We start from the raw sequence: 25,381 nt of genomic DNA on the forward strand, positions 1-25,381 counted from the left end.
CTGTCTGATCCGTTAGGGAAAGTGGCAGCATGTGGGTACATATGGCCGAGCCAGAGAAAACCCTGATCGGACAGCAACTGGATGGCGCTGTTCTAGCCTGTCGCAAGGGTTGGAGCTTGATGCGCCACCGGGGGCCGTCGCAGATACAGTTCTGGTTTATTGCCTTGATGATCGGTATTGCCGCCGGGTTTGCCGCGCTGCTGTTCCGCAAAGGGATCGAGGCGATACAGGGCGTCCTTTATGACGCCAAGGACGTGCGCGAGCTTCAGGAATTCGTCACCGATCTGGAGTGGTACTGGATCGTGCTGATCCCCATTGTGGGCGGGTTGCTCACAGGGCTTATCCTGCATTTCTTTACCCCGGATGGCCGGGTCCGTTCTGTGGCTGACGTGATTGAAGGGTCCGCGTTGCATAATGGCCGGGTGGAAAAGCGCGCAGGGCTTGCCTCTGCCGCAGCGTCGCTGATCACGCTCAGCACGGGTGGGTCTACAGGTCGCGAGGGGCCGGTGGTGCATTTGGCAGGTGTGATCTCAAGCTGGGTTTGCGGGCTGATCAAGGCTAATGGGATCACCGGGCGCGACCTGTTGGGATGTGCGGTGGCGGCTGCGGTTTCGGCCAGTTTCAACGCGCCGATTGCTGGTGCTTTGTTTGCATTGGAAGTGGTGTTGCGCCACTTCGCCGTGCATGCTTTTGCCCCCATCGTGATTGCCAGCGCAGCCGGGACGGTGATCAACCGTCTGGAATTTGGGGGCGTGACGGAATTCATGCTGCCCGAAGGAAACACGTTGAATTTCTATGTAGAGCTTCCGGCGTTTTTGATGTTGGGCCTTCTTTCCGGCTTGGTCGCCGTCGCGCTGATGCGCGCGATTTTCTGGGCCGATGATATCGGCACTTATGTGCAAAAGAAGATGCATATCCCGCGTTGGTTGCGTCCTGCGGTGGCGGGCGCTTTGCTGGGTGTCATTGCGATCGGGTTTCCACATATTATCGGGGTCGGGTATGGCACGATCTCGGCTGCGCTGACCGGGGAATTATTGTTGCATGAAGCGGTAATATTCGCCGTTTTGAAAGTGATTGCAGTCGCAATCACAATGGCGGGTCGGATGGGTGGCGGGGTCTTTTCACCATCCCTTATGGTCGGCGCTTTGACTGGACTGGCCTTCGGATATGTGGCGACAGGGGTGTTTCCGGATGTCTCGGGGGAACAGACGCTGTATGCTTTGGCAGGAATGGGGGCCGTGTCGGCGGCGGTTCTGGGCGCGCCGATTTCAACCACGCTGATCGTGTTTGAATTGACGGGCGACTGGCAGACCGGGCTGGCGGTGATGGTGGCGGTATCGCTATCCACTGCGCTATCCAGCCGGTTGGTGGATCGGTCATTCTTCCTGACGCAGTTGGAAAAACGCAATGTACATCTGGCCGCGGGACCGCAAGCCTATCTTTTGTCAATGTTTAGGGTGTCAAACGTAATGCGCAAGCCGGATGACCCAAATGCGGCTTCGGACGAGGCGGTCTGGGCGGTGATTGAGGAAGGTGTGCATATCGGCCCTAACGCCACGCTTGAAGACGCTATGCCTATGTTTGAACATAGCAATCGCGCGTTTATCCCCGTTGTCACCTTCGGTGCAGAGGGGGAGCCGCCCACGATCCTTGGCGCCTTGTTTCAGGTGGATGCCTTACGACAATACAACCGCGCCCTGGCTGCCACAGCGGCGGAGGAACATTCGTGAATACCGTTCTCATCTTCGGGTTGGTTGCGGCCTGACCTTATCGCCCCAAATTTATTGTTTTCCAGGTATTCAGTCCTTAAAAGGCGAAAGCTGGGATTTTATCAGTATGGATGCACGCACTGCTGCATAAAGAGATACGATAACTGAAATTACACCCAGCAAACCTGCCACAAACCAATTTGCCTTAGTTTCTGACTGTTTCTCATTTTTATGCACCTGAATTGTGCTTGGATCATTCTGCAAATACATAATCTGTGTTGAAACGCCTTTTGGATGATCTTCATAATATCCGGAGCCCACAACTCGGGTCTCTTCATACGTGACACCAGACACAGTATATCTAAAAGTTACATAATAAAAATCAGTGTCGTCATCAGGAGATCGTATATCCCGATCAACGATCTCTGCGGTGACTTCTACCCCGCGTTCGTTAAAAGACCGTGCTAACCAGTCACTTTGAAAGCTTTGGCCAATAAAAAATAACGACAAGGCTGCGCAGAATAGCGCTGGCCCACCATAATTTTCCAAAAAATAGCTAAACCAGCTACGATGCTTGGGTGGTGTCATTTTTAAGACAGTTCCCTTTTTGAATCCGATTTGCATCCAATCCGTTTTTAAGTTGGGAGCAGTGTTCTCAAAAGCTTTAAATCTGCTCAACCGTAACTTTGTCAGTGTAGAAGGCAAGATGCCCGGCAATCTGCTCCAACCCAGCTTTGGGCGCATCGTAAGACCATGCTGCGTTCTTGATCGGGCCGCTTTTGGCCTGAATGGTGAAATAGGTCGCATCGCCCTTATGAGGGCAATGGGTGCTATGGTCAGTCTGATCAAAGAAGGCCATCGCTAGGTCGGCGCGTGGGATATAAAGGACGGGGGCATAGCTGCCCTCGCTCAGCTCAATGACGTTGGAGCTTTCCCCCAGAACCGCCCCGCCTGCACGGATCGAATAGGTGCCGGAAGCTTTGCGCAGTTTTATATGGTCAGCCATGGGGACTCCTCCAAAAATACAGGTAGACCGGGAACATGACAGGCTTGTGTCACTTTGCAAGGCCACAGGGTATCTAAATTGGTGCGGTGGCTTGTTGCAGCCAATCGGCCTCTGGCCCTGTGATATCCAGTTTTTCCCGGATTTCGGCATGGTAAGCGTTGACCCAATCACGTTCGTCAGCGTTGAGAAGTTCAATCAGGATCAACCGGCGATCAATGGGAACCCAAGTAATCGTCTCAAAGCAGAGCATATCACGGTTATCGCCAAGAGGTGGGGCAGGTTGTACCACGATCAGGTTCTCAATGCGGATACCAAAGGCACCTTCGCGGTAATAGCCGGGCTCATTCGATAGGATCATGCCGGGCTTCAGAGGCACGTGTGAGATGCGCGATAAGCGTTGGGGGCCTTCATGCACCGAAAGATATACGCCGACGCCGTGACCAGTTCCATGGTCGTAATCCCGGCCTGTCATCCATAGTGATGCACGGGCGAGCGCATCCAGATCGCGCCCGGCAAGACCCTTTGGGAAGCGTGCGCGGCTGATCGCAATCATGCCTTGCAGCACGCGGGTGAAACATTCCTGTTGCTCATGTGTGGGCGTGCCGATGGCAATGGTGCGGGTGATGTCGGTTGTGCCATCCACATATTGTCCGCCGCTATCAACCAGCAGCAGGTCGCCATCCGCGACCGTCCGGTTGGTGTCATTGGTAACACGGTAATGCACGATGGCCCCGTTTGGACCAGTGCCGGCGATGGTCTCAAAGCTGATGTCGCGCAGGGCGTTGGTTTGGCTGCGGAACCCTTCAAGCGCTGTGACAACGTCGATCTCGGTGAAGCTGTCGGGGGTCTGGGCATCCAGCCAGGCCAGGAATTTGATCACCGCTTTTGCATCACGCAGATGGGCCGTGCGGGTGCCTTTGATCTCGACATTATTCTTGCAGGCTTTGGGCAGGATGCAGGGATCTTCGTCGTAGATTAGCTCAGCACCGTCCTGTTTGGTAATCAGGTCGGTAATCGCTTGCGGCGCGGTCGCTTTGTCCACACGAATTGGGCCGTTGCAACTGGTTATGCTGGTGGAAAAAGCCTCGGGCGCGAGGATCGCAATATTGGGGTCTGGTCCCAGATGGGCAACGCGTTCTGCTTCTATAAACAAATCAACATGCGCATCATCATGGATGATGGCAAAGCACTGCACGACAGGGTTGCGCGCAATGTCGGTGCCGCGAATGTTGAGAAGCCAGCAGATACTATCGGGCAGAGTCAGAATGGCACATTTCTGACCCGCATCCCGCAGCGTTTGCGCAATCTGTTCACGTTTGTCTGGTGAGCGCTGACCGCTTAGCTCAACCGGGTAGGCTTCAACCGTACCCATCGGGCGGGCAGGGCGGTCTTCCCATATGCTATCAATCAGGTTTTGTGCTCGGGCCTCAAGCGTGATGGCGGTGTCTTCCAAAGCCTCTTTGATCTCGTCAACCTGGGTTTTGGTGAAAAGCCATGGATCATAAGCGATCACGCCTTCGGACAAATGGTCCTTTATCCAGTCACCAGGTTTGGTTTCGGGCCAATGCACCGGCGTGTAGTGCTTGGTATCAACCTGCTCTTTGACCTGAACGCGGTAGCGGCCATCAATGAAGACACCAGCGATATCAGACAGAACAACGCAAAACCCGGCTGATCCTGTAAATCCTGTCAGCCATGCAAGCCGTTCATCGCAGGGGGCGACATATTCGCCTTGATGGGCGTCGGCGCGCGGTACGATATACCCGTCGAGCTTTTCCTGTTTCAGAAGCGCGCGTAAGGCCGCAAGCCGTGGAGGACCTTGCAGGGGCGAGGTTGTCGCATCGAATGTCTGAAACATCAGCTGGCCCGTTTCATCCCCATAATGCGGGCCCGTGCCCTTGGATCACTGTCGAACAGGGCTGCGAGCTGTTCGGTCATTGCGCCCGCCAATTGTTCTACATCCGTGATCGTCACGGCGCGATCATAGTAGCGGGTCACGTCATGGCCGATGCCGATGGCGATCAGCTCCACGGCTTTACGCCGTTCCACCATCTCGATCACATCGCGCAGATGTTTCTCCAGGTAATTTGCAGGGTTAACGGACAAAGTTGAGTCGTCCACCGGCGCCCCGTCGCTGATGACCATCAGAACCTTACGCGATTCAGGTCGACCTATCATTCGTCTGTGTGCCCATTCCAAAGCCTCGCCATCGATGTTTTCTTTCAGCAAGCCTTCCTTCATCATCAGGCCCAGATTGGGCCGCGTTCTACGCCATGGCGCGTCAGCGGATTTATAGATGATGTGGCGCAGATCATTGAGGCGCCCGGGTTGTTGTGGGCGGCCTTCGTTCAGCCAGTTCTCGCGGGCTTGGCCGCCTTTCCAGGCGCGGGTGGTAAACCCCAGAATTTCTGTTTTCACCTGACAGCGTTCCAACGTGCGCGCCAGAACATCGGCACAGATCGCAGCGATAGAGATCGGACGACCACGCATGGACCCGGAGTTGTCCAAAAGAAGCGTCACGCAGGTATCGCGGAACTCGGTGTCTTTTTCCTGCTTGAAGGATAGAGGCGTTGTAGGATTGGCGACGACACGGGCCAGTCGGCCTGCATCCAGAATACCTTCCTCCAGATCGAACTCCCAACTGCGGTTTTGTTGTGCTTGCAGGCGGCGTTGCAATTTGTTGGCAAGGCGTGACACGGCACCTTTCAGCGGGTCCAACTGTTGATCAAGATAGGCCCGCAGGCGTTCAAGCTCTTGCGGCTCGGCCAGATCTTCTGCCCTGATTTCTTCGTCAAATTCAGTGGAATAGACGATATAGTTCGGGTCCGCATCGGAATGCGGCGGGGGGGCGGTGGGTCCATCGGCGCATCGCCCTCGGGCATTTCTGCCTCGTCGCCCATTTCAGCATCGGCCATGTCATCATGCTGAACGGTTGCCTGCGAGGCATCTTGCTGTTCATCCTGGGATTGCTCTGGCGCGGCTTCCGCATCCTCGGAATCGTCCTCTTTATCAGGATTGGCGCTATCGTCCTGATCTTCTTCCTGCTCGTTACTTTCGGCCTCGTCTTCCTGATCGTCATCCATCTGATCAGGGTCATCACCAAGCTGATCGCCATAACCCAGATCGTCGATGATCTGGCGGGCGAATTTGGCGAATTTCGATTGGTTGTCGAGCACATCCTGTAAGTCTTCGAGCGTTCCGCCAGCGGATTGTTCGATGAAATCCTTCCAAAGCCCCATGACATTCTGCGCCGAAGCAGGCAGGTCGCGCCCTGTCGCAAGATGGCGGATCAGATAACCTGCGGCCACTGAGAGAGGTGCCTGACCGGGCTCGGTGATCTGGCCATAACCTTTGCGATCCGCTTCGGAGCCAATCTTCGCGTCGATATTGCCAGCCGTGCCAGGCATGGTACGTGCGCCCATCGCTTCGCAACGGGCCGTTTCCATCGCATCATAGAGCTCACGCGCCATGTTGCCCTGAGGCAGATAGCGGTTGTTTGTGGTCGGGTTATGAAAGCGGCGACGCAAGGCATAGGCGTCGGCGGTTCCGCGGGCCAGCAACACTTCATCCTTGGTCATGCGGCGTGTGACTTGGGGCAGGCGGACCTGATCGTTGGTCATGCCGGGCGGATCGACACTGAAGCTGACGCCAAGATCGGGGTCATTGGCAAGCGTCTTAGTCGCCTCGGCCAAGGCTTTTTTGAACGGATCAGCAGGGTTGTCGTTTGGTTTGCTCATTTCGCGGGCCCGATTTCTTCCCGCCTATTATAGATTTTTGTGCAGGCGTATTTGTGGGCGTCAAACATGACTTTAAAGGGGTCTCCCTTCTTCCAGGCCTGACCTGTTTCCTCAATTGAGGCGACCTCGACTGAGCGATAAATCTGAGTATAAAACATAGTTGCAAGACCTTGTGCATAATTAGCATGTTCTGGATTTACCCCATCAGCAATTTCCATGGCCTCACGAAGGCCACCAAAATACTGAGCCATCTCACGCTCCAATTCAGTTTGCGCCAGAAATTTCTCTCTCTTCTCGGCAATGACGGCCTCAGATAGTGCTTCTTGCCTGTCCAAAGTCGTGCTGTTCAATTTTGGGTCTTGGTTATCGATGTAAAACCGCAGCAAACCGGCGCATTGGCTGACTATTGTTTTGTTTTTCACAGCATCAGGCCAGACAGCGTTCGTTAGGTCGTATAGCTGGTCAACATCCTGCGCTACGGCCGGTAGCGTTAAAGCAATCGTTGCGACAATGGCTGATACTCTACTAGCCAAGGCTCACGCTAGCTGCGCTTTCTGGCAGTTCCTCGTCGAAGCAGCGTTGGTAGAACTCGGCCACGGTTTCGCGCTCCAGCTCGTCGCATTTGTTCAGGAAGGACACGCGGAAGGCGTAGCCGACATCCTTGAAAATTTGCGCGTTTTGCGCCCAGGCAATCACTGTCCGTGGGCTCATCACGGTCGACAAATCGCCATTCATAAAGGCGGTGCGCGTCAAGTCGGCAACCGTAACCATCTGGCCAATGGTCTTGCGGCCTTCGGCAGTATTGTAGGTCGGCGCTTTGGACAAGATGATCGCAGCCTCGGCATCATGCGACAGGTAGTTGAGTGTTGCAACCAGTGACCAGCGATCCATCTGGCCTTGGTTAATTTGTTGCGTACCATGATAAAGGCCAGTTGTATCGCCAAGGCCGACCGTGTTGGCCGTTGCAAAAATACGGAAATAGGGGTGCGGTTCGATCACCTTGTTCTGGTCAAGCAGGGTTAGCTTGCCGTCAACTTCCAGCACTCGCTGGATGACAAACATCACATCGGCGCGGCCTGCATCGTATTCGTCGAACACGATCGCAGTCGGGTTTCGCAAAGCCCAAGGCAGAATACCTTCTTGGAATTCAGTGACTTGAACGCCATCCTTTAACTTGATCGCATCTTTTCCGATCAAGTCAATCCGGCTGATATGGCTGTCGAGATTGACCCGCACGCAAGGCCAGTTCAGACGGCTGGCCACCTGTTCGATATGGGTGGATTTGCCAGTGCCGTGATAACCCTGGATCATCACGCGGCGATTGTGGGAAAAACCCGCAAGAATTGCCAGCGTCGTGTCATGGTCAAACTTGTAGGTGCTGTCGAGGTCAGGCACACGGTCAGAGCGATCGGCAAATCCTTTGATGCTCATATCGCTATCGATCCCGAAGACGTCACGAACCGCGATATCTTCCGTTGGTTTTGCGCCGATATCCATGCTTCCGTCTGCCATTTTCAAATGTCCTCTACGCCAGGGTTCGGCTCTGCGATGAAATGCAACATATAATAGGGAAGGGCAAGGGCAAGGCGGGGTTGAAAATGCGTAATCCTGCCGCAGAGATGTTGGCGTTAAAATTAACTGTCTATCAATAGGCAGTCAGTCATTTCCGAAATTGCGGCTGTCCTTAATTTGATCCCAAGCCCAAACGACCTGTTGCAACTGGTCCTCATCCGCGCGGTTGCCGCCATTCATGTCGGGGTGCAAATCTTTCACCAAAGACTTGTAGAGCTTACGAAGCTCTGACTTGTTCATGTTGGCCTTGCCTTCAAGGATCTCCAGCGCTTGCCGTTCTGTCGGTGGCAACTTCCTGTTTACATCGCCGGAACGCTTGCCGGGATTGCGGGTTGCATTTTCACCCAGCACGGCCATCGGGTCATCAACACCAAGGCGGGACCATGCGCGTTGCTCTTCGCCTTTTTTGAAAGGCTTGGTTTCACGTTCCCATACTTTGTCAGAGGCCATCTGACGCTCCATCTCTTCTTGCGTATGGGTTTCGAAGAAATTCCATTTCAGATTGTATTCGCGGGCATGCTCCTTGCAGAACCAGTAATAATCATCAAGCACGTCTGGCGACTTGGGCGCGCGGTATTTTCCCGCCTCATCACATCCCGGTGCCTCACAAACGCGCTGGGATGTCTCAACGGCACCAGACATGCCCCGCCTGCCTTTGGCACGGCGTTTCTTGTCGGTGGAAACAGATATGTCAAATTCGAATGGATCAAAGGGTGCACGACCAGTCATGGAAAATACCTTCTCGACTCAGGACGCTTGAGTTTAGAGTGTTCTGTGCAGAGGTGAAGAGGAAAGATGGAAAATCATGGGCGTTGTTGAGCAGATTCATGCCAAATTGCACGAGGCCTTTGCGCCGGTTGAGTTGGAAGTGATCGATGACAGTGAGGCCCATAGGGGGCATTCAGGGTATCAAGAGGGTGGCGAAAGCCATTTTCAGGTGCGTATCGTGTCCGACGCTTTTGCTGGGCAAAGCCGTCTTGCGCGACATCGTGCAGTTCACGAAGCGATAGGCAAAGACATCATAGGGCGTATACACGCGCTTGCGCTTGATATTTCTGCGCCCTAACGCGGCAAGCCGTTAGGCTGAGTTGCGTTGGGATGCAAAGACAGAACGTAATCTGTCTGCAACATCGTTTCCGGCTTCTTGCTCAGACTGATGTTCGGTCGTGTCTATCTGTTCCTGCTCTTCTTCATACAGCTCGTATGTCTCGGGTTCTTCCCGCACGAGCTTTGGCTCTTCTCTGAGGGGTGGCAGGCCAAGGACTTCCTGAGTTGCAGCTTCATCTGCAGAGCTTTCAGCAAGAGGGCGACGGAAGACTAGAAGTGAATGATAGTTAACGGTCTTACCGGTCAGGCCCTGACGCTCTTCGCAGGGCAGGGTGTCTGCGCGAACATATTCCCATCCTTCCGTAGCCATATCATTCATGACAGACGACAAGGCATTGGCAAGTTTCATGGGCGTGCCTTTCACACCCTTGGCAGATTTGCCTTTGCGGGGGGATGGAATAACTGAATACTCAAACTGTGACATGATTCCTCGTCCAACATGACAAATTGTCTTCTAGCGTGGAGCTTTCATTTCGCCAACAACGATTTTTTATCAATCGGACCATTGATGCCAAGCTGTCACGGTCTGTCAAATTATATCAGCTTGCCAGCTTTTTCGCCACGATCTCATTCACGGCTTTTGGGTTTGCCTTGCCGCCGGTCGCCTTCATGACCTGACCGACAAACCAGCCTGCCAATTTCGGATTGGCTTTGGCCTTTTCGACCTGTGCAGGGTTGGCTGCGATGATTTCATCCACGGCGGCCTCAATAGCGCCCGTGTCGGTCACTTGTTTCATCCCGCGGGTTTCAACGATTTCCGCCGGGTCGCCCCCTTCGGAGTAGACAATTTCGAACAGGTCTTTAGCGATCTTGCCAGAGATATGACCCTTGGTGATCAGCGCGATGATACCGGACAATTGTTCAGGGCTGACCGGGCTTTCCGTGATACCTTTGTCGTCATCCTTTTTCAGTCGTCCGAACAGTTCATTGATCACCCAATTTGCGGCGAGCTTACCCTCAGAGGCTTCGGCCACCTTCTCGAAATAGGCAGCGTTTTCGACATCTGCCGTCAGCACAGAGGCGTCATATTCGGACAGGCCATAGCCATCCATAAACCGCGCACGTTTCTCGTCGGGCAGTTCGGGCAGGCTGGATTTCAGATCATCGATCCACGCCTGTTCAATTTCCAAAGGCAGCAAATCCGGGCAGGGGAAGTAGCGATAATCATGCGCCTCTTCTTTGGAGCGCATCGACCGCGTCTCGCCCTTGTCTGGGTCATAAAGACGGGTTTCTTGGTCAATCTTACCGCCGCCTTCAACAATGGCAATCTGGCGTTTTGCTTCAACTTCAATAGCTTGTTGGATAAACCTCAAGCTATTCATGTTCTTGATCTCGCAACGTGTGCCAAGGTGTGAAAAATCGCCGGTTTCCTGATATCGCTCATAAGCGCCGGGCTGGCAGATCGAGACATTCACATCTGCACGCAGGTTGCCGTTCTGCATATTTCCGTCACATGACCCGATATAGCGCATGATCTGGCGCAGTTTGCTGACATAGGCGGCAGCTTCTTCAGGGCCACGGATATCTGGGCGGGACACGATCTCCATCAAGGCCACGCCAGTGCGGTTCAGATCGACGAATGACATCTGCGGGTCCATATCGTGAATCGATTTACCCGCGTCCTGTTCAAGATGGATCCGCTCAATCCGAACAACACGTGCGATGCCCGGGCCCATATCGACAAGCACTTCGCCCTCGCCCACGATGGGGTGGTAAAGCTGAGAAATCTGGTAGCCTTGTGGCAGGTCGGGGTAGAAATAGTTCTTCCGGTCAAAGGCGGAATAGAGGTTGATATCGGCATTCAGACCAAGACCAGTGCGCACCGCTTGTGCAATGCATTCCTCATTTATGACGGGCAACATACCCGGCATGCCAGCATCAACAAACGATACATTTGAGTTGGGTTCAGCGCCGAATTGTGTCGAAGCGCCTGAGAAAAGCTTCGCCTTTGTCGCAACCTGTGCATGTACCTCAAGGCCGATGACCAATTCCCAATCCTGCTTCGCGCCCGCGATGACTTTGGGTTTCGGCGTCTCGTAGGTCAGATCAAGCATGGTGTGGCCTCTAAATTTTATATCTGAGGTTCGCTTAGCCAAACCGGCTGGCAAGTGCAATGTTTTGCTCTGCATCATCACGGCCAATCTGCGAGGTGATTCTATGCCACAGCTTGTGGACTTGTTGTCCTGCCCGTTCCGAATAGGTGTAGGCTTTCTTATATTTTACAGCATGTTAAATAGCAAAAAGCGCTTTGCGGCCTATGGTGTTTGCTCTTTAGAGGCCGTTTGGGGCAACATCCGCCGAATGTTGAGATATTTTTTCATAGTTTGTACCCTCTGCTATGGGTCCTCTGCTTGGGCGGAAAGCGTGTTACATGCTGCTCCGCCCTCAGTCCTGAATACGGCTCGGACCCAAGTGGTGCAGCCTATCCCAAAACCGACGCCAAAGCCTGACTATATCCCACGCGCACGCTGGGATTTCCGCTCGGAAGGGCATCTTTGGACCCGTACCACCCTTTCCGCGCTCAAAAGCCATGGCAAGCCGCTGATCAAGATGGTTCCCGCAGATATTGCCGAGTGGTGCCCGGCCTATCCGCAAAATGGCCCTGACAAACGCGCGGCTTTTTGGAATGGGTTGTTATCGGCCCTGGCCAAGCATGAAAGCACGTGGAAGCCGCGCGCTGTTGGCGGTGGCGGGCGCTGGTTCGGGTTGACCCAAATCCTGCCAGCGACTGCGCGGGGATATAAGTGCCGGGCGGTTACTGGTGAAGCGCTGAAGGATGGCTCTGCCAATCTGAGCTGCGCTGTCAGGATTATGGCCACGACTGTTCCACGTGATGGCGTCATCGCGCTGAAAAACGGCCGCTCTGCCGGCGTAGGGGCAGATTGGGGTCCAATGACGAAACGCACGAAACGGGCCGAAATGGCGTCCTACCTACGGGAACAGAAATATTGTCGGACACTCGATACTGTTCGACCAGTTCCGAGACCGGCGCGTGTTGAAGCGCAAGCAGCCTCCAGTCTGGACTATACAGAGAATTTTGCTCCATGAAGACTATGAAAGTGACGGCTTTGCTTGTGTCAGCAGGCCTTTTAATTATGTCCTGCGGCACAAAGTCTGAACCGGAAGCTACGCGCGCACCGCTGCCCGAGGCGCGGTGGAACCATCTGCCTCAAGGCGCGGAATGGAGCGAAGCGTCCAAAGCCGCATTAACAACGCATGGCGTTCAATTGCTTAGCACGGTACCTGAAGACATTGGCGATTGGTGCCCGGCCTATGCGCAGAATGGCCCAGACAAACGCGCAGCCTTTTGGACAGGTTTGCTGTCAGCGCTGGCCAAGCATGAAAGCACATGGAATCCGTTAGCCGTCGGTGGCGGTGGGCGTTGGTTTGGTTTGTTGCAAATCCAGCCCTCAACGGCCCGCGGCTATGGATGCCGCGCGCAATCCGGTAAAGCATTGAAAGATGGCGCGGCTAATCTGAGTTGTGCCATACGCATTATGTCAACGACAGTCATTCGCGACGGCGCCATTGCCCTGAAAAACGGTCGCTCTGCAGGGATTGGCGCAGATTGGGGCCCCATGACGCGCCGCGACAAACGGGCGGAAATGGCAAGCTATGTGCGTCAGCAACCCTATTGCACACCAACATTCGCAACGCGGGACAAGGCGACGGATGCTACGCTGCCCATGTCTTTGCTGATTTCGGAGTAACCGCGATGTGGGCCGTTTGATAAATTTGACCTTCTGATCGTGACAGTGACCCAAATTAAGAAAAGCTGCCATCCGTGCGGGGCGCGGCGAATGGGCCAAAGGAGCCGATTGTGTTGAAAAACTCCGATTTTCGTCAAAGTGGGTCAAATACTTGCCTATAGAGGTCCACTTCAAAAATTCGTTTAGGGGGTCGGCCTAAGATCAGCGTTGGCGACGTGCGAGGCTCTCAGAGCCTTCACTGGGCACTTGGTTTCAAGTTGGCCGCCGCAACGGAATCTGGCAGAAAAATGCAGCCGTCAGATTTTGGAGTTTTTCAACACAATCAGCCCATTCTGTGAGTTCGCTTTTCTTGCTGCGCGCGCGTGCAGCAAGGATAATGCTGCAACGGCATAAATTTCGGTGCTGCCGCGCAGCAGGAAAAGTGGTCATTCAAACAAATCGCAGCCAAGATAAAAGGCGAAAGGATCAAGTCTGGCTTGTTGCGGCGCCATGCTGTCTTAGAAATACCGCCTGCACGCGCGGCCAAGGACGGCCATTCAATCCAATGCTATGCTTTTGGTGTCAGCGCAGTGCTGACGACTGGGCTTGGAGGGAGGATTGGAGGGCAAATCATGCCAAGAGTCCAACTTCCTGCAGTTACCCCTAAGCGCAAAGCCTGGAACAAAGGGCGGATCATCGGGCAGAAACGGCCGCTGCTTCCCAAACAAGTCTGGGCAATCCGCGCGCGCCTCGAACTTGCGGGCGACCTTCGCGACCTAGCGCTGTTCAACATAGCGATTGATAGTAAGTTACGGGGCTGCGATCTGGTCAAACTCACCGTGACCGACTTGGTCAAAGATGATCGCGTTCGCGAACGTGTTTCGATTATCCAAAGCAAGACCAAAAAGCCGGTTCAGTTTGAATTGATTGAAAACACGCGGGATGCCGTCATTGCTTGGATGAGGTCACCGGAGATGATCGGTTGCCGCTTCATGTTTCCGAGCCGCTTCCACGACCGCCCGCATATCTCAACACGTCAATATGGTCGGCTTGTCCGTGATTGGGTGACAATGATTGGATTGGAGCCGAGCGGCTACGGCACCCATTCACTCCGCCGGACTAAAGCCGCGGAGATATACCGCAAGACCGGCAACCTGCGCGCAGTGCAACTTTTGCTTGGCCATACGAAGGTCGATAGCACAGTGCGCTACCTCGGTGTCGAACTAGAAGACGCTCTGACAATCGCAGAGCGCATCGACATTTAAGCGATTTCGGCGAACGGTGCTGGCCGTTCGCCGAGGTCTTGGTGAGGTCTGCCTCACTGGAATATGACCATCAGGTCGTAGTGGATGCACAGATCTAGTGCTTCAGTCGGACCGGGTCCGTGCATTATCAGTATTTGGTCCCAATCGCGAACGCATGCTCAAAGGTCCAGGCGCATCCGGGACAGACCCCGGACCGCTGGGATACTTCTCGAATCGTTCCAAGTATTTTAGCGTCATGAAAGCGTTACATACTGGGGAGTGGGTAAGCTATGGACAGATATGTTGCGGAAATGGATGAAGCGAACCGCATTGCTGCTGTTTGGGTCAAGAAGAGAACTGCGCGCGGACCAAGCGTTTTTGACCCAAAGAAGCACATATTTGATCCTCGGCAACCTGCAGAGTTCTTGGGAGCACCTCAAAAGGAAATCGTCAGGTGGCTGGATACAGTGACCCGAAAGGGCTAGCTTTTCAGCTTGATGTCGCGGACGGGGAAGCAACGGTCTCTCGGCGCATCACTTAGCTCTAGATCGCGTATCCGCAACTCTTCACAGAGATTTTCTCCAACGAGCCACGGGCTCAGTGTCACAAAACCTTCACTTTGCGCCGATCCATAATTCAATTATTCATGAACTATGGATAAACTGATTCCCGATCGACTTTCAACGCTTGGACATCCGCAACGTCTTGCCGTGTTCCGGCTGCTTATGCGCCGCTACCCTGATCGCGTCCCTGCGACCGAATTGGCGCATGCGCTGGACCTAAAGCCCAATACGCTTTCCACTTATGTGGGCGCACTGATGCAAACCGGTCTGATCAGCCAAGAGCGGGTCGGCACATCGCTGCGCTACGCGGTGGATATTGAGGCGACGCAAGCGACAATCGGGTTTCTTCTTCATGACTGCTGTCGGGGACGACCCGAAATCTGTCTTCCTTTTGATCATGATGCCACAAGTAAGAGTTCTGAAGTGAAGGATCAAAAGTTCAACGTCTTGTTCATCTGTACCGGCAATTCGGCCCGGTCGATCTTTGCCGAAGCCATCCTGCGCGACCTCTCGCCGGATCGCTTCAACGTCTATTCCGCAGGCACCAAGCCGAAATCGGAGCTAAACCCATTCGCGTTGGAAGTGTTGGAGCACAACGGACATGACGTTGAACTTTTGCGCGCCAAGAACATCGGAGAGTTTCAGACCGAAGATGCGCCGGCCTTGGATTTCGTGTTCACCGTTTGTGACAAGGCTGCCAATGAGGAATGCCCCGCGTGGCAGGGGCAGACCATCAGTGCCCACTGGGGTCTGCCTGATCCGGTTAAGGTTGAGGGCACGGATGCAGAAAAAGCCTCGCGTTCCGTCAGACTTATGGTGCGTTGCGCAACCGCATGACGGGGTTTACCGCGCTGCCCATTGCGTCGCTTGATCGTATTTCCCTGCAAAGGGCCGTGGATGACATCGGCCAAATGAACGACAAAGGATAGACCAATGACTGTCTACGCCCTGAATGGCCTTGGCCGTATTGGCAAACTTGCTCTGAAACCCCTGTTGGCGCGGGGTGCAAAGATCGCGTGGGTCAACGACGCGGTTGGCGATCCCGAGATGCACGCGCACCTGCTGGAGTTTGATACGGTGCATGGACGCTGGGACGCCGAATTTACCCATGACGAGGACAGCGTAACCATTGACGGAACACGCCTGCCGTTCATTGGCACCCGCGACATCGCTGACCTGCCGCTGGACGGGGTCGATGTGGTCATCGACTGTACAGGGGTTTTCAAGTCTGAGGCCAAGATCGCGCCCTACTTCGCGGCTGGTGTGAAAAAGGTCGTCGTGTCGGCCCCGGTAAAGGACGGTGATGCGGCCAATATCGTCTATGGTGTCAATCACGACATCTATGCTGCGGACCGCCACCGCATCGTGACCGCCGCCAGTTGCACTACGAACTGCCTCGCGCCGGTGGTGAAGGTGATCCATGAAAATCTGCGGATTAAGCATGGGTCGATCACCACGATCCATGATGTGACAAACACCCAGACCATCGTGGATCGCCCTGCCAAGGACTTACGCCGTGCGCGCTCGGCGCTCAACTCCTTGATCCCGACGACGACGGGCAGTGCGACAGCAATTACGCTGATCTACCCCGAACTTAAGGGGCACTTGAATGGTCATGCAGTTCGCGTGCCGCTACTCAACGCATCACTGACCGATTGTGTGTTTGAGGTTGAACGCGAAACGACCGCCGAAGAGGTGAACGCCCTCTTCAAAGCCGCGTCGGCAGGCGCGTTGAACGGCATTCTGGGCTATGAAGAGCGCCCGTTGGTATCCACCGACTACACCAATGATGAACGTTCAAGCATCGTGGATGCGTTGTCGACCATGGTCATCAACGGCACGCAGGTGAAAGTCTACGCTTGGTATGACAACGAAATGGGCTATGCCCATCGTCTGGTTGATGTGGCGTTGATGGTTGGGGACAGTCTGTGACCGCAACGCGCCCCGAGGGCCTGTCGGCTTATATTGCCGTCACAGCCGCCTATTGGGCGTTCATGTTAACCGACGGGGCGCTGCGGATGTTGGTGCTGTTGCACTTTCATACGCTGGGGTTTTCGCCCGTTCAACTGGCTTATCTGTTTGTGCTCTACGAGATCGCTGGGATCGTGACGAACCTCTGCGCAGGCTGGATCGCGGCGCGGTTCGGGCTGACGTCGACGCTTTATGCGGGCCTTGGGTTGCAGGTTGCAGCACTTTTGGCGTTGGCACAGCTTGATCCTGCATGGGCCGTAGGGGCGTCGGTGGTGTTTGTCATGCTGGTGCAAGGCGCGAGCGGTGTCGCCAAGGACCTCGCCAAGATGTCGTCCAAATCTGCGGTCAAATTGCTGGCGCCTGCGGGTGATGCGGGATTGTTCCGATGGGTTGCATTGCTGACGGGATCCAAGAACATGGTCAAAGGTGTCGGGTTTCTGCTGGGTGCCGCGCTTTTGGCGACAGTGGGCTTTGTTGGCGCTGTGCTTGGCATGGCGGCGGTGTTGGCGGTGATCCTGATCGCTGTGCTGGCGTTCATGCCGTCAGGGCTGCCCAAGGGCCGCAAGGACGCGAAATTTACCGAGGTGTTCTCCAAGTCCCGCAACGTCAACTGGCTGAGCGCTGCGCGGGTCGTCTTGTTCGGTGCGCGCGATGTCTGGTTCGTGGTCGGTATTCCGATCTATTTCTACGCGGTTCTGTCGGACGGCACGACGCAAGGCAATCGCACGGCGTTTTTCCTGATCGGGACCTTCATGGCCGTGTGGGTTATTCTATACGGGCTGGTCCAAACCAACGCCCCACGCATCCTGCGGGCGAAATCACGCCCCACCTCCGATCTAATTGCAGCGGCACGAGGTTGGGCGTGGGCGCTTGCAATCGTGCCTGCGGTTCTGTCTTTGGCCGCTCTGGTCGCAGATGGTCCGCAAAATTGGCTGACGCTCAGCGTGGTCGCGGGCCTGTTGGTGTTCGGGGCACTGTTTGCGGTGAACTCCTCGCTCCATTCCTTTTTGATCCTGTCATTCACGAAGGCAGAACGCGTTACCATGGATGTCGGGTTCTACTACATGGCAAACGCTGCGGGGCGCTTGATCGGGACACTCGCATCAGGGCTGAGCTATCAGATCGGAGGGCTCCCCCTGATGCTGGGGATCGCGGCGGGCATGGTCGCACTCTCCGCCGTCGCGGTAGGTTTTCTGACACCCGAGCAGGGGCAAGCGGCATGATAAACTTAAAGACAATTGGCGGGGCGCCATTGTCTCCTTTGTGTTTTGGCACAATGCAATTTGGCGGTACAGCCAATGCAGGGATGAGCCGGGCCATGTTTGACGCCTGTCGCGCTGCGGGTGTGAACCATTTCGACACAGCACATGTCTATACAGGCGGCGCGTCCGAGACGCTGTTGGGCCAGTTCATCAAAGATGAGCGCGACGATATCTATGTCGCGACCAAGGTTGCCTATACGGGCGGTGCGGGGTCCAGGAACATCAACACGACCTTTGCGGACTCCCAAAAGCGGCTTCAACTGGATTGCATTGACTTGCTGTATCTGCACCGCTTCGACGCAGATACCCCAACGAGCGAAACATTTGAGGCGCTTGCGCTATTGCAGCAGGCCGGAAAAATCCGCCACATTGGCGTATCCAACTATGCGGCATGGCAGGTCGTCAAGGCGCAGGGGGTCGCAGAGGCTATGGGCACCCGTATTGATATCATCCAACCGATGTATTCACTGGTCAAACGTCAGGCGGAAGTTGAACTGCTGCCCATGGCCAAATCCGAAGGCATCGGCGTCGCCGCCTATTCTCCCCTTGGTGCGGGGCTATTGACGGGTAAGGACACCTGGAGTGGGGGCGGACGTCTTGCCACTGACAGTCGGTATGCCGCGCGGTATGGCCAGCCATGGATGCACAAGACAGCGCAGGACTTTGCCGCCCTTGCTACGCAGATGCAGGTGGCGCCCGCGACTCTTGCCGTGGCGTGGGCGGCACATCATCCGAGTGTGACTTGCCCAATTATTAGTGCGCGATCGGTTGATCAGTTGCGACCATCACTCGCCGCAGCGCACGTATCACTGAGTGGCAAAGACTATGCGCAGATCTCTGCCCTCAGCCAAACACCTGCCCCAGCAACAGACCGCCTTGAGGAGGCCTAGCAGTGTCTATGCCGGCGCGGGCATCAAATCTTCCCAGTGTTCGCCCATCGCAATGATGCAGGACGTCCCGTTGGTGTAGGTCTGTACCAAAGTCCAATCCTGTGTGCGCGGATCAATCCAGACCTCAAGCAATGTCTCGGGCCCACGCAAACCGAGGGCGCGGCGTTCGGATTGCATCACAGTGCTGAGCATCCGTTCCAAGCGGGCGCTGTCGTCGCATGTCACATCCGCCGTTTGCGCCTGAGCCACAGCGGGAAAGGCCAAGAAGGCCGCCAGGAAAGTAAAAGTATAGCGTGTCATAGGATCACATTAGTCGGGGAAGCGTTAATGTAACAAGTATATGACAGAAATATTCCCATGTGTGTTGCAGCAGCGATTTTGTTGATCGGTTTGAAGCCCGGCGCCGTTCAGCGACCGACTTGCTGTCACGTAGTCGTTAAGAAACCATCAGAAATCTGATTCAAAACTGCCACCAAAGTGTTGAATTACAGTCTTAACCACTCCGAAAACGCATCGGGGGATGGCATGCTAAGTATCAACGGATTGACGAAGCGCTTTGGCGAAAAAGTCGCGGTAGACGCAGCCAACATTCAGATTGATGAACCTGCGATGATTGGTATCATAGGACGATCTGGCGCTGGCAAATCAACGCTATTGCGGATGCTTAACCGGCTCAGCGATGTGTCGAGCGGCACAATCCTATTTGAAGGCGAAGACGTGACGGCAATGCGCGGTGCCGCGCGACGCAGATGGCAATCCCGCTGCGCGATGATCTTTCAACAGTTCAATCTGGTGCCGCGCATGGATGTGGTGTCGAATGTGTTGCACGGCACGTTGAACCGCCGCTCAACGCTGGCGACGATGTTCAACCTCTATCCTCAGTCGGACATTCACAAAGCCATCGATATTCTGGACCGTCTTGGCATCGCTGAACAGGCACCAAAACGTGCCGAAGCGCTATCAGGTGGTCAGCAACAGCGCGTCGCGATTGCGCGCGCGCTGATGCAGGACCCAGCAATCATTCTGGCGGACGAACCAATTGCTTCGCTTGATCCAATGAACGCGCAGGTCGTGATGCAATCCCTGCGCGACATCCACGAAGAAGATGGCCGCATGGTCATCGCAAACCTGCACACCTTGGATACCGCGCGCCGCTACTGTGACCGCGTGATTGGTATGCGTGATGGCCGTATCGTCTTCGACGGCACGCCCGCACAGCTTACGACAGGTGTTGCACGCGACATCTACGGGGCGGGCGCGGACTTTTCCGAAGCAGCCACATCAACCGAAATCGAAACGCTGGACAGAACCGACACGCCCAAAATCGAGGTCGTCGCCTGAGCCAGTTTACCCGCGCCAACGGGCGCCCAATTCCCTCCATGGAGACACTGATGAAAAAGTTTATCGCAGCCGCATTGGCAACTACGGCCTTGGCCACCCCTACTTTTGCACAAGAAATCACTGAGTTCCGTATCGGCGTTCTCGGCGGTGAAAACGCCCAAGACCGCATGAACTCTTTTGCGTGTCTTGCGGACTACACAACTGAAGCGCTTGGCGTAGAAACAAAAATCTTTGCACCCGCAGACTACAATGGCGTCATTCAGGGCCTGTTGGGTGGTACCATTGACATGGCTTGGCTTGGGGCGTCTTCTTACGCTGCAACGTATTTGCAAGACCCCGACGCCGTCGAGCCTGTGCTGGTTAAAGTAAATCTCGACGGGTCAATCGGTTATCACTCCATCGGTTTTGCCCGCGTTGATAGCGGTATCGAAAGCTTGGAAGATGTGCAGGGTAAGGTCTTTGGTTTCGGTGATCCGAACTCCACATCCGGTTACCTGATCCCATCCATCGAAATCCCACAGGCGACCGGAGCCACAATGGAGTCGGGCGATTACTTTGGTGAAGTCAAATTCACCGGCGGCCACGAGCAAACGATCGTTGCGGTTGCAAATGGTGACATCGACGCTGGTGTATCCTGGGCTGACGCCCAAGGTGAATGGGAAGATGGCTATAACTCTGGTGCCCTACGCCGTGCGGTTGATGCAGGTCTTGTTGACATGAACGACCTCGTCCAAATCTGGAAATCCGAAGTTATCCCTGAAGGCCCAGTCGTCTTGCGCAGCGCACTTCCTGAGGACGTAAAGGCGACAATGACCGACCTTATGGACAACCTGTATGAAAACGACCCAGAGTGTTCTTACGGCGTTTTCGCGGGCGATAACCTCGGCGCCCAACCGGTGACCCACGAAACATACGAAAGCATTGTTGCGGCCCGTCAGTCTGTGATCGGCAACTAAGATATTTTCATGACGACACCGGTCGCCTTCGCATGCGGGGCGGCCGGTATTTTTGTGCGGGGACATCATGACAGCAACAGACTCGGGCCGCGCGCCAAGCGTCGGTAATATTCGCGAAAGCTACCTCGCGCAGGTCGGACGGCGCAGACTATACAGTGGTTTGGCGCTGCTGATCTTCGTGGTCTTGATGGTGTCCGGCTTTAGCATTGCCGATGAGCGCAATGCAGGTGGGTTCTGGGAAGGGTTGCATCAGATTGGCGACTACCCCAGAGAGGTTCTCGCCGAGGCGTGGGAAAAGCGCGCTGACCTGCCAGGCCTGATTGCCAAGTTTTTTCCTGCCCTTATCGAAACCATAAATATCGCAGCAATGTCGACGATCATCGGCGCGATTGGTGGCCTGATCCTGTCTCTGTTGGGGACGCGGGGCCTTGCGAAATGGCCACGCCTGATCCCACTGTTTCGCAGGTTTTCCGACATTCTTCGTGCGATCCCCGAGATCGTGATCGCGTTGGTCCTGATCTTCGTCTTGGGCGGCGGTCCGGTGCCCGCGATGATCGCAATTGCGCTGCACACAGCCGGCGCACTGGCCAAAATGTTTTCCGAAGTGGCCGAAAATGCCGACCTCAAGCCCGTCGAAGGTTTGGCCTCAACCGGGGCCACATGGACACAGCGGATGCTGCTGGGCGTGTTGCCGCAGGTCGCACCAAATTACGTCAGCTACACGCTGCTTCGGTTTGAAATCAACATCCGCGCATCGGCCATTCTGGGCTTTGTTGGCGCGGGCGGCCTTGGGTACGAGTTACGCAATGCGATGGCATGGGGACCGGGTCGGTTCGATGAGGCCGCCGCGATCTTTGTGCTGCTGTTCGGCACGATCGTCTTCTTTGATCAGGTTTCAAGCCGCTACCGCAACCGTTTGACCGAAGGACAGGCCCAATGAGTTCCGTAGATATTCAAGCCACAAAGGCGCATGCGGAGGGTCTGTTTCGCCGCAAACGTCTGTTTGCCTTTGGCCTACCTGCGCTGATCTTGATTTATTTCACCTACATCTTCTTTGCGTTCGATGTGCCCAGCTTGGTCCAGCGGGCGAATATGGACAACGCGCGTGCGTTGACGTCTGATGTATGGTCCCACAAGGTTCACGTCACGCGCGATAACCGGAACGGCGAAATCGCCTATGCGGTTGAGGGCGAGCGCAAGGGCGCATACCCCGAAGGCGAACGCCCCGATTGGGTCAGCGGCACTGATGTGATCACGGTTGATCTGGGCGGTGATACGATTGTGCGTTTCCTGCCCGACAACCGGACAGAGGTGGACATTCCGGGCTTTGCTTTGATCGCCGCGCAGGCCGAAGGCCGCAAGGTCACCACCAATCTGCCCGCTGATCTGCCTGATTGGATCAACGCGTCGGACCGCCGTGTTGCGATCACCACGCCCGAGGGTCGGATCACGTTGACCGGAAGCCGCACCGAGGTGTTCAATTATTTCGCAGGGTGGGAGTTGTTTTGGTTCACGCTCGACAGCCCCTATCACGGGGTGGGTTTCGGTCAGGTGCTGTTTGGCGCCCAGATTGATCCTGACCGTGGTAACATCAGCGGCGCGATGTCGGACTTTTGGAACAATAAAATGTGGCGCCACAAAGATGTGGCCTGGGCCATCGGTGAGACGATCCTCATGGCGTTCCTCGGCACCATGGGGGCCGCGATGATAGCGCTGCCACTGGCGTTCATGGCCGCAAAACGATTTACGCCAATCCTGCTGTTGCGTGCTGCCACCCGCCGCCTGTTTGATTTCGTGCGCGGCGTGGATGCGCTGATCTGGACGGTTGTTCTTGCCCGTGCGTTTGGTCCGGGGCCATTGACGGGTGCTTTGGCGATTTTGATCACGGATACGGGAACATTCGGTAAGACTTTCTCTGAGGCGCTTGAAAACGTCGACGACAAACAGATCGAAGGTGTCACGTCGACGGGAGCGAAACCACTGCAACGGTATCGCTTCGGGGTGATCCCGCAGGTGGTTCCGGTGCTGTTGGCGCAGGTGCTCTATTTCCTCGAGATCCAACACCCGGTCCGCGACGATCATTGGCGCGATCACAGGCGGTGGCATCGGCTTGATGCTGACGCAGGCGATCCAGACCCAAAAGGACTGGGAGGAAGTCGCCTATTACATCATCCTGATTATTGTGATGGTCATGTTGATGGACTGGCTGTCAGGCTGGTTGCGCGGCAAATTGATCGGAACCAAAGACGGATGACGACCTATCTGATTTCAGGTGTGAACCGAGGCATCGGGGCTGCTTTATTGGCCGGTGCTTCCGCGCGTGGACATACCGTCATTGGCACAACGCGCGATGGGCGGGACGGAACTGTGCCGCTTAACCTCGATGACCCTGCTGGCATTGCTGCGCAATTGGCAGATATCACCCCCGTTGACGTGCTCATCAACAACGCAGGCATCATTGGGCCTGAGGCGGAAAATCAAACGCCGTTGAACATGGATTGGGACGGCTTTGCCCACACCTTATCGGTCAACACGATGGCGCCTTTGGCCGTGGCCCAGGCGGTGCTGCCGCGCTTGCAGGAAAGTCGCGCTCCAAAGATTCTGACCGTGTCGTCGCAGATGGCATGGATGGGCTATCGCAAACCCACACAAATCGCCTACCGCGCCTCAAAAACTGCGCTGAACAAAGTGATGCAGGGCCTCGCCACAATGCTGGAACCCGACGGGATCCCCGTTGTTCTTGTGGATCCGGGCTGGGTTCGCACGGACATGAGCGGGATGGACGCAGAAGAAGACCCAAGTGATGTCGCAGCAGGCATCCTTGATATTTCCGCCGGACTGACCCTTGCCGAGACCGGTAAGTTCTTCCGCTTTTCTGGCGAAGAAAGAGAATTCTGATCATGACCCGACTAAGTGCTGACGACCCTTTCATCCACCCCGATTGCGATATCACCGACAGCACCTTTGGCACCTACGTCGAAATCGGGCGAGGCAGCAGGCTGAACAACGTGACGTTCGGGGATTATTCCTATTGCGACCGTTATGCCGACATCGCCAACGCGCGGGTTGGAAAATTCGCCAACATCGCCGCATTCAGCCGGATCGGTGCAACGGACCATCCCCTAGACACTGCCGCCTGTCACCATTTCCTCTACCGTTCTGCGGACTACTGGGATGATACGACCCGCGATGAGGCGTTTTTTGCCTACCGCCAGTCCCGCATCGCCCAGATCGGTCACGACACATGGATTGGTGCGGGTGCCATGATCAAGCCCGAGGTGACATTGGGGCACGGCGCGGTCGTGGCCGCCGGGGCCGTGGTCACAAAGGATGTCGATCCCTACACAATCGTCGCTGGCACGCCTGCCAAACCCTTGCGGTTGCGCCAGCCACGCAACATCGCGGACCGTCTTATTGCGCTGGCGTGGTGGGATTGGGACCATGAGACATTGCGCGCGGCATTGGACGGCTTTCGGGCCATGAAGGCCGAAGCGTTCTTGGAAAAGTACGAAGGCGAGACGCAGGGTTAAAGTCGCCGCCTGTTTCGGGCGGGGCCGTTTTAGTTTTCCAAGGTCAGTGTGATCCGATCGCCGGCAAACCACGTGCGCCCGTATTCAACAGGGTCGCCGTTCTGATCGACATTCACCCCGGACGAGCGCAGCAGCGGGTCCCCCTCCGTGACCAGCAAATGCAGTGCATGTGTCGCGCCAGCGCGCACCGCCGTCAGCCGCGTGGACGCACGCGTATAATCTGCCACACCGACAGTGGCCAAAGCCTCGGTGACACTGCCTTGCGCGCCAAAGGCTGCTGAAATGCCAGGGGTTCGCGCCAATGGAAAGACGCTTTCGAACACTGCGATGGGCTGACCGTCGGCCAAGGATAGCCCGTGGTAGGAACAGACCGGGTCACCCGCATTGATGGCAAGCGCCTGTGCTTCGCCGTCTGTCGCAAACCGGTCTTCGACCAACAGGACGCGCTTTTCGGGCAATCGTCCTGCCGCGATCAGATTGTCGTGGAACCTGACCTTGCGTCCGATGGGGTAATCGGTGGGCGTTGAGGCCACAAATGCCCCCGCACCGCGCCGGGTGCGGATGAGCCCTTCTTCCACCAACGCCGAAATCCCGTGGCGCACGGTGTGGCGGTTGACGCCGAACCGCTCGGCCAAGGCGGCTTCGGTCGGGAGCTTGTCACCGGGCGCATAGCGCCCTTCGGCCAGATCACCGCGCAGGGCATGGGCGATGGCTTTCCAGATCGGTGTTTTGGGGGAAGTGTCACGCAAAATTCACAAATCTCCGCTGGGGGAATCGATGGGGTATGTTATGATGTGTCTAGTT

Annotated in this window: 22 protein-coding genes and 4 pseudogenes; 15 read left to right on the top strand and 11 right to left on the bottom strand. The window is 55.7% G+C overall.

Features of this window, described 5'->3' with window-relative positions:
* The first annotated feature begins 41 nt into the window (after positions 1 to 41).
* Complete coding sequence (locus ACZ1HF_RS00435) at positions 42 to 1,730, top strand: chloride channel protein (RefSeq protein ID WP_472658940.1); 1,689 nt, start codon at positions 42 to 44, stop codon at positions 1,728 to 1,730.
* A 69-nt stretch (positions 1,731 to 1,799) separates the two neighbouring features.
* On the opposite strand, the gene ACZ1HF_RS00440 is transcribed toward ACZ1HF_RS00435, so the two are convergent.
* The 7 genes and pseudogenes from ACZ1HF_RS00440 to ACZ1HF_RS00470 form a co-directional block, all read right to left on the bottom strand.
* Entirely contained in the window at positions 1,800 to 2,387 is a 588-nt protein-coding gene (locus tag ACZ1HF_RS00440; protein ID WP_472655662.1) for a hypothetical protein, read from the bottom strand.
* Positions 2,374 to 2,715: a DUF427 domain-containing protein gene (locus tag ACZ1HF_RS00445; RefSeq protein ID WP_472655663.1), complete on the bottom strand. Its 342-nt coding sequence runs from the start codon at positions 2,713 to 2,715 to the stop codon at positions 2,374 to 2,376. Before ACZ1HF_RS00445 ends, ACZ1HF_RS00440 begins: the two co-directional genes overlap by 14 nt.
* A 73-nt stretch (positions 2,716 to 2,788) precedes the next feature.
* A complete protein-coding gene (locus ACZ1HF_RS00450) occupies positions 2,789 to 4,573 on the bottom strand; it encodes an aminopeptidase P family protein (protein WP_472655664.1) in 1,785 nt (594 codons plus the stop codon).
* A pseudogene (cobT, locus tag ACZ1HF_RS00455) lies at positions 4,573 to 6,452 on the bottom strand (cobaltochelatase subunit CobT). The gene ACZ1HF_RS00450 and the pseudogene cobT overlap by 1 nt, the downstream one beginning before the upstream one ends.
* On the bottom strand, positions 6,449 to 6,874 hold the full coding sequence (locus ACZ1HF_RS00460; protein WP_472655665.1) for a hypothetical protein: 426 nt from the start codon (positions 6,872 to 6,874) through the stop codon (positions 6,449 to 6,451). The pseudogene cobT and the gene ACZ1HF_RS00460 overlap by 4 nt, the downstream one beginning before the upstream one ends.
* Before the next feature lie 103 nt (positions 6,875 to 6,977).
* The gene (cobS, locus tag ACZ1HF_RS00465) at positions 6,978 to 7,964 is read right to left on the bottom strand and encodes a cobaltochelatase subunit CobS (protein ID WP_472655666.1); all 987 of its coding nucleotides are present in this window, start codon (positions 7,962 to 7,964) and stop codon (positions 6,978 to 6,980) included.
* 144 nt (positions 7,965 to 8,108) lie between these two features.
* On the bottom strand, positions 8,109 to 8,753 hold the full coding sequence (locus tag ACZ1HF_RS00470) for a J domain-containing protein (protein WP_472655667.1): 645 nt from the start codon (positions 8,751 to 8,753) through the stop codon (positions 8,109 to 8,111).
* A gap of 76 nt (positions 8,754 to 8,829) precedes the next feature.
* On the opposite strand from ACZ1HF_RS00470, the gene ACZ1HF_RS00475 reads away from it, so the two are divergent.
* Positions 8,830 to 9,090: a BolA family protein gene (locus tag ACZ1HF_RS00475; RefSeq protein ID WP_472655668.1), complete on the top strand. Its 261-nt coding sequence runs from the start codon at positions 8,830 to 8,832 to the stop codon at positions 9,088 to 9,090.
* A 12-nt stretch (positions 9,091 to 9,102) separates the two neighbouring features.
* On the opposite strand, the gene ACZ1HF_RS00480 is transcribed toward ACZ1HF_RS00475, so the two are convergent.
* Together ACZ1HF_RS00480 and gatB are read right to left on the bottom strand one after the other, a co-directional pair.
* Positions 9,103 to 9,555, bottom strand: a complete 453-nt coding sequence (locus ACZ1HF_RS00480) for a DUF4177 domain-containing protein (protein ID WP_472655669.1) — start codon at positions 9,553 to 9,555, stop codon at positions 9,103 to 9,105.
* A gap of 115 nt (positions 9,556 to 9,670) precedes the next feature.
* The gene (gatB, locus tag ACZ1HF_RS00485; protein ID WP_472655670.1) at positions 9,671 to 11,185 is read right to left on the bottom strand and encodes an Asp-tRNA(Asn)/Glu-tRNA(Gln) amidotransferase subunit GatB; all 1,515 of its coding nucleotides are present in this window, start codon (positions 11,183 to 11,185) and stop codon (positions 9,671 to 9,673) included.
* Positions 11,186 to 11,495: 310 nt separating this feature from the next.
* Here gatB and ACZ1HF_RS00490 point away from each other — a divergent pair, with 310 nt between their 5' ends.
* From ACZ1HF_RS00490 to ACZ1HF_RS00520, 7 genes and pseudogenes are all read left to right on the top strand, one after another.
* Positions 11,496 to 12,179, top strand: a complete 684-nt coding sequence (locus tag ACZ1HF_RS00490; RefSeq protein WP_472655671.1) for a transglycosylase SLT domain-containing protein — start codon at positions 11,496 to 11,498, stop codon at positions 12,177 to 12,179.
* A 5-nt stretch (positions 12,180 to 12,184) separates the two neighbouring features.
* The gene (locus ACZ1HF_RS00495; protein WP_472658941.1) at positions 12,185 to 12,841 is read left to right on the top strand and encodes a transglycosylase SLT domain-containing protein; all 657 of its coding nucleotides are present in this window, start codon (positions 12,185 to 12,187) and stop codon (positions 12,839 to 12,841) included.
* A gap of 611 nt (positions 12,842 to 13,452) precedes the next feature.
* Positions 13,453 to 14,085, top strand: a complete 633-nt coding sequence (locus tag ACZ1HF_RS00500; RefSeq protein ID WP_472655672.1) for a tyrosine-type recombinase/integrase — start codon at positions 13,453 to 13,455, stop codon at positions 14,083 to 14,085.
* Positions 14,086 to 14,717: 632 nt separating this feature from the next.
* Positions 14,718 to 15,556 (top strand): annotated as a pseudogene (locus ACZ1HF_RS00505) (arsenate reductase/protein-tyrosine-phosphatase family protein).
* Between the two features lie 4 nt (positions 15,557 to 15,560).
* Positions 15,561 to 16,559 (top strand): ArsJ-associated glyceraldehyde-3-phosphate dehydrogenase, encoded by a 999-nt coding sequence (locus tag ACZ1HF_RS00510; protein ID WP_472655673.1) that lies wholly within the window; start codon positions 15,561 to 15,563, stop codon positions 16,557 to 16,559.
* Positions 16,556 to 17,821, top strand: a complete 1,266-nt coding sequence (gene arsJ / locus ACZ1HF_RS00515) for an organoarsenical effux MFS transporter ArsJ (protein WP_472655674.1) — start codon at positions 16,556 to 16,558, stop codon at positions 17,819 to 17,821. The genes ACZ1HF_RS00510 and arsJ overlap by 4 nt, the downstream gene beginning before the upstream one ends.
* Entirely contained in the window at positions 17,818 to 18,750 is a 933-nt protein-coding gene (locus tag ACZ1HF_RS00520) for an aldo/keto reductase (RefSeq protein WP_472655675.1), read from the top strand. Before arsJ ends, ACZ1HF_RS00520 begins: the two co-directional genes overlap by 4 nt.
* 6 nt (positions 18,751 to 18,756) lie before the next feature.
* Here ACZ1HF_RS00520 and ACZ1HF_RS00525 read toward each other — a convergent pair whose 3' ends face one another.
* Positions 18,757 to 19,050, bottom strand: a complete 294-nt coding sequence (locus tag ACZ1HF_RS00525; protein WP_472655676.1) for a hypothetical protein — start codon at positions 19,048 to 19,050, stop codon at positions 18,757 to 18,759.
* A gap of 225 nt (positions 19,051 to 19,275) precedes the next feature.
* Between ACZ1HF_RS00525 and phnC the strand changes: the two genes are divergently transcribed.
* The 6 genes and pseudogenes from phnC to ACZ1HF_RS00555 all read left to right on the top strand — a co-directional run bounded on the left by phnC (position 19,276) and on the right by ACZ1HF_RS00555 (position 24,577).
* Complete coding sequence (phnC, locus tag ACZ1HF_RS00530; RefSeq protein WP_472655677.1) at positions 19,276 to 20,091, top strand: phosphonate ABC transporter ATP-binding protein; 816 nt, start codon at positions 19,276 to 19,278, stop codon at positions 20,089 to 20,091.
* A gap of 50 nt (positions 20,092 to 20,141) precedes the next feature.
* Positions 20,142 to 21,047, top strand: coding sequence for a phosphonate ABC transporter substrate-binding protein (gene phnD, locus ACZ1HF_RS00535; protein WP_472655678.1), 906 nt, complete (start codon positions 20,142 to 20,144; stop codon positions 21,045 to 21,047).
* A 67-nt stretch (positions 21,048 to 21,114) separates the two neighbouring features.
* Entirely contained in the window at positions 21,115 to 21,987 is an 873-nt protein-coding gene (gene phnE, locus ACZ1HF_RS00540) for a phosphonate ABC transporter, permease protein PhnE (protein ID WP_472655679.1), read from the top strand.
* Positions 21,984 to 23,301 (top strand): annotated as a pseudogene (gene phnE, locus ACZ1HF_RS00545) (phosphonate ABC transporter, permease protein PhnE). Before phnE (ACZ1HF_RS00540) ends, phnE (ACZ1HF_RS00545) begins: the two are co-directional and overlap by 4 nt.
* A 149-nt stretch (positions 23,302 to 23,450) precedes the next feature.
* Positions 23,451 to 23,945 (top strand): annotated as a pseudogene (locus ACZ1HF_RS00550) (SDR family NAD(P)-dependent oxidoreductase); the annotation flags it as partial.
* 2 nt (positions 23,946 to 23,947) lie between these two features.
* Entirely contained in the window at positions 23,948 to 24,577 is a 630-nt protein-coding gene (locus tag ACZ1HF_RS00555) for an LbetaH domain-containing protein (RefSeq protein WP_472655680.1), read from the top strand.
* Positions 24,578 to 24,606: 29 nt separating this feature from the next.
* Here the strand turns inward: ACZ1HF_RS00555 and phnF are convergent, their stop codons facing one another.
* Positions 24,607 to 25,326 carry a phosphonate metabolism transcriptional regulator PhnF gene (gene phnF, locus ACZ1HF_RS00560; protein WP_472655681.1) on the bottom strand — a complete coding sequence of 240 codons (720 nt, stop codon included), beginning with the start codon at positions 25,324 to 25,326 and terminating at the stop codon, positions 24,607 to 24,609.
* Positions 25,327 to 25,381 lie beyond the last annotated feature (55 nt).

This window comes from Litoreibacter sp. GN1-5, assembly GCF_055693805.1.

Coding starts and splice junctions, on each gene's coding strand:
- phnE (WP_472655679.1), top strand. CDS start 21,115: ATGACAGCAACAGACTCGGGCCGCGCGCCAAGCGTCGGTAATATTCGC.
- ACZ1HF_RS00495 (WP_472658941.1), top strand. CDS start 12,185: ATGAAAGTGACGGCTTTGCTTGTGTCAGCAGGCCTTTTAATTATGTCC.
- ACZ1HF_RS00435 (WP_472658940.1), top strand. CDS start 42: ATGGCCGAGCCAGAGAAAACCCTGATCGGACAGCAACTGGATGGCGCT.
- phnD (WP_472655678.1), top strand. CDS start 20,142: ATGAAAAAGTTTATCGCAGCCGCATTGGCAACTACGGCCTTGGCCACC.
- ACZ1HF_RS00445 (WP_472655663.1), bottom strand. CDS start 2,715: ATGGCTGACCATATAAAACTGCGCAAAGCTTCCGGCACCTATTCGATC.
- ACZ1HF_RS00555 (WP_472655680.1), top strand. CDS start 23,948: ATGACCCGACTAAGTGCTGACGACCCTTTCATCCACCCCGATTGCGAT.
- ACZ1HF_RS00450 (WP_472655664.1), bottom strand. CDS start 4,573: ATGTTTCAGACATTCGATGCGACAACCTCGCCCCTGCAAGGTCCTCCA.
- phnC (WP_472655677.1), top strand. CDS start 19,276: ATGCTAAGTATCAACGGATTGACGAAGCGCTTTGGCGAAAAAGTCGCG.
- cobS (WP_472655666.1), bottom strand. CDS start 7,964: ATGGCAGACGGAAGCATGGATATCGGCGCAAAACCAACGGAAGATATC.
- ACZ1HF_RS00500 (WP_472655672.1), top strand. CDS start 13,453: ATGCCAAGAGTCCAACTTCCTGCAGTTACCCCTAAGCGCAAAGCCTGG.
- ACZ1HF_RS00475 (WP_472655668.1), top strand. CDS start 8,830: ATGGGCGTTGTTGAGCAGATTCATGCCAAATTGCACGAGGCCTTTGCG.
- ACZ1HF_RS00480 (WP_472655669.1), bottom strand. CDS start 9,555: ATGTCACAGTTTGAGTATTCAGTTATTCCATCCCCCCGCAAAGGCAAA.
- ACZ1HF_RS00510 (WP_472655673.1), top strand. CDS start 15,561: ATGACTGTCTACGCCCTGAATGGCCTTGGCCGTATTGGCAAACTTGCT.
- ACZ1HF_RS00470 (WP_472655667.1), bottom strand. CDS start 8,753: ATGACTGGTCGTGCACCCTTTGATCCATTCGAATTTGACATATCTGTT.
- ACZ1HF_RS00520 (WP_472655675.1), top strand. CDS start 17,818: ATGATAAACTTAAAGACAATTGGCGGGGCGCCATTGTCTCCTTTGTGT.
- ACZ1HF_RS00525 (WP_472655676.1), bottom strand. CDS start 19,050: ATGACACGCTATACTTTTACTTTCCTGGCGGCCTTCTTGGCCTTTCCC.
- gatB (WP_472655670.1), bottom strand. CDS start 11,185: ATGCTTGATCTGACCTACGAGACGCCGAAACCCAAAGTCATCGCGGGC.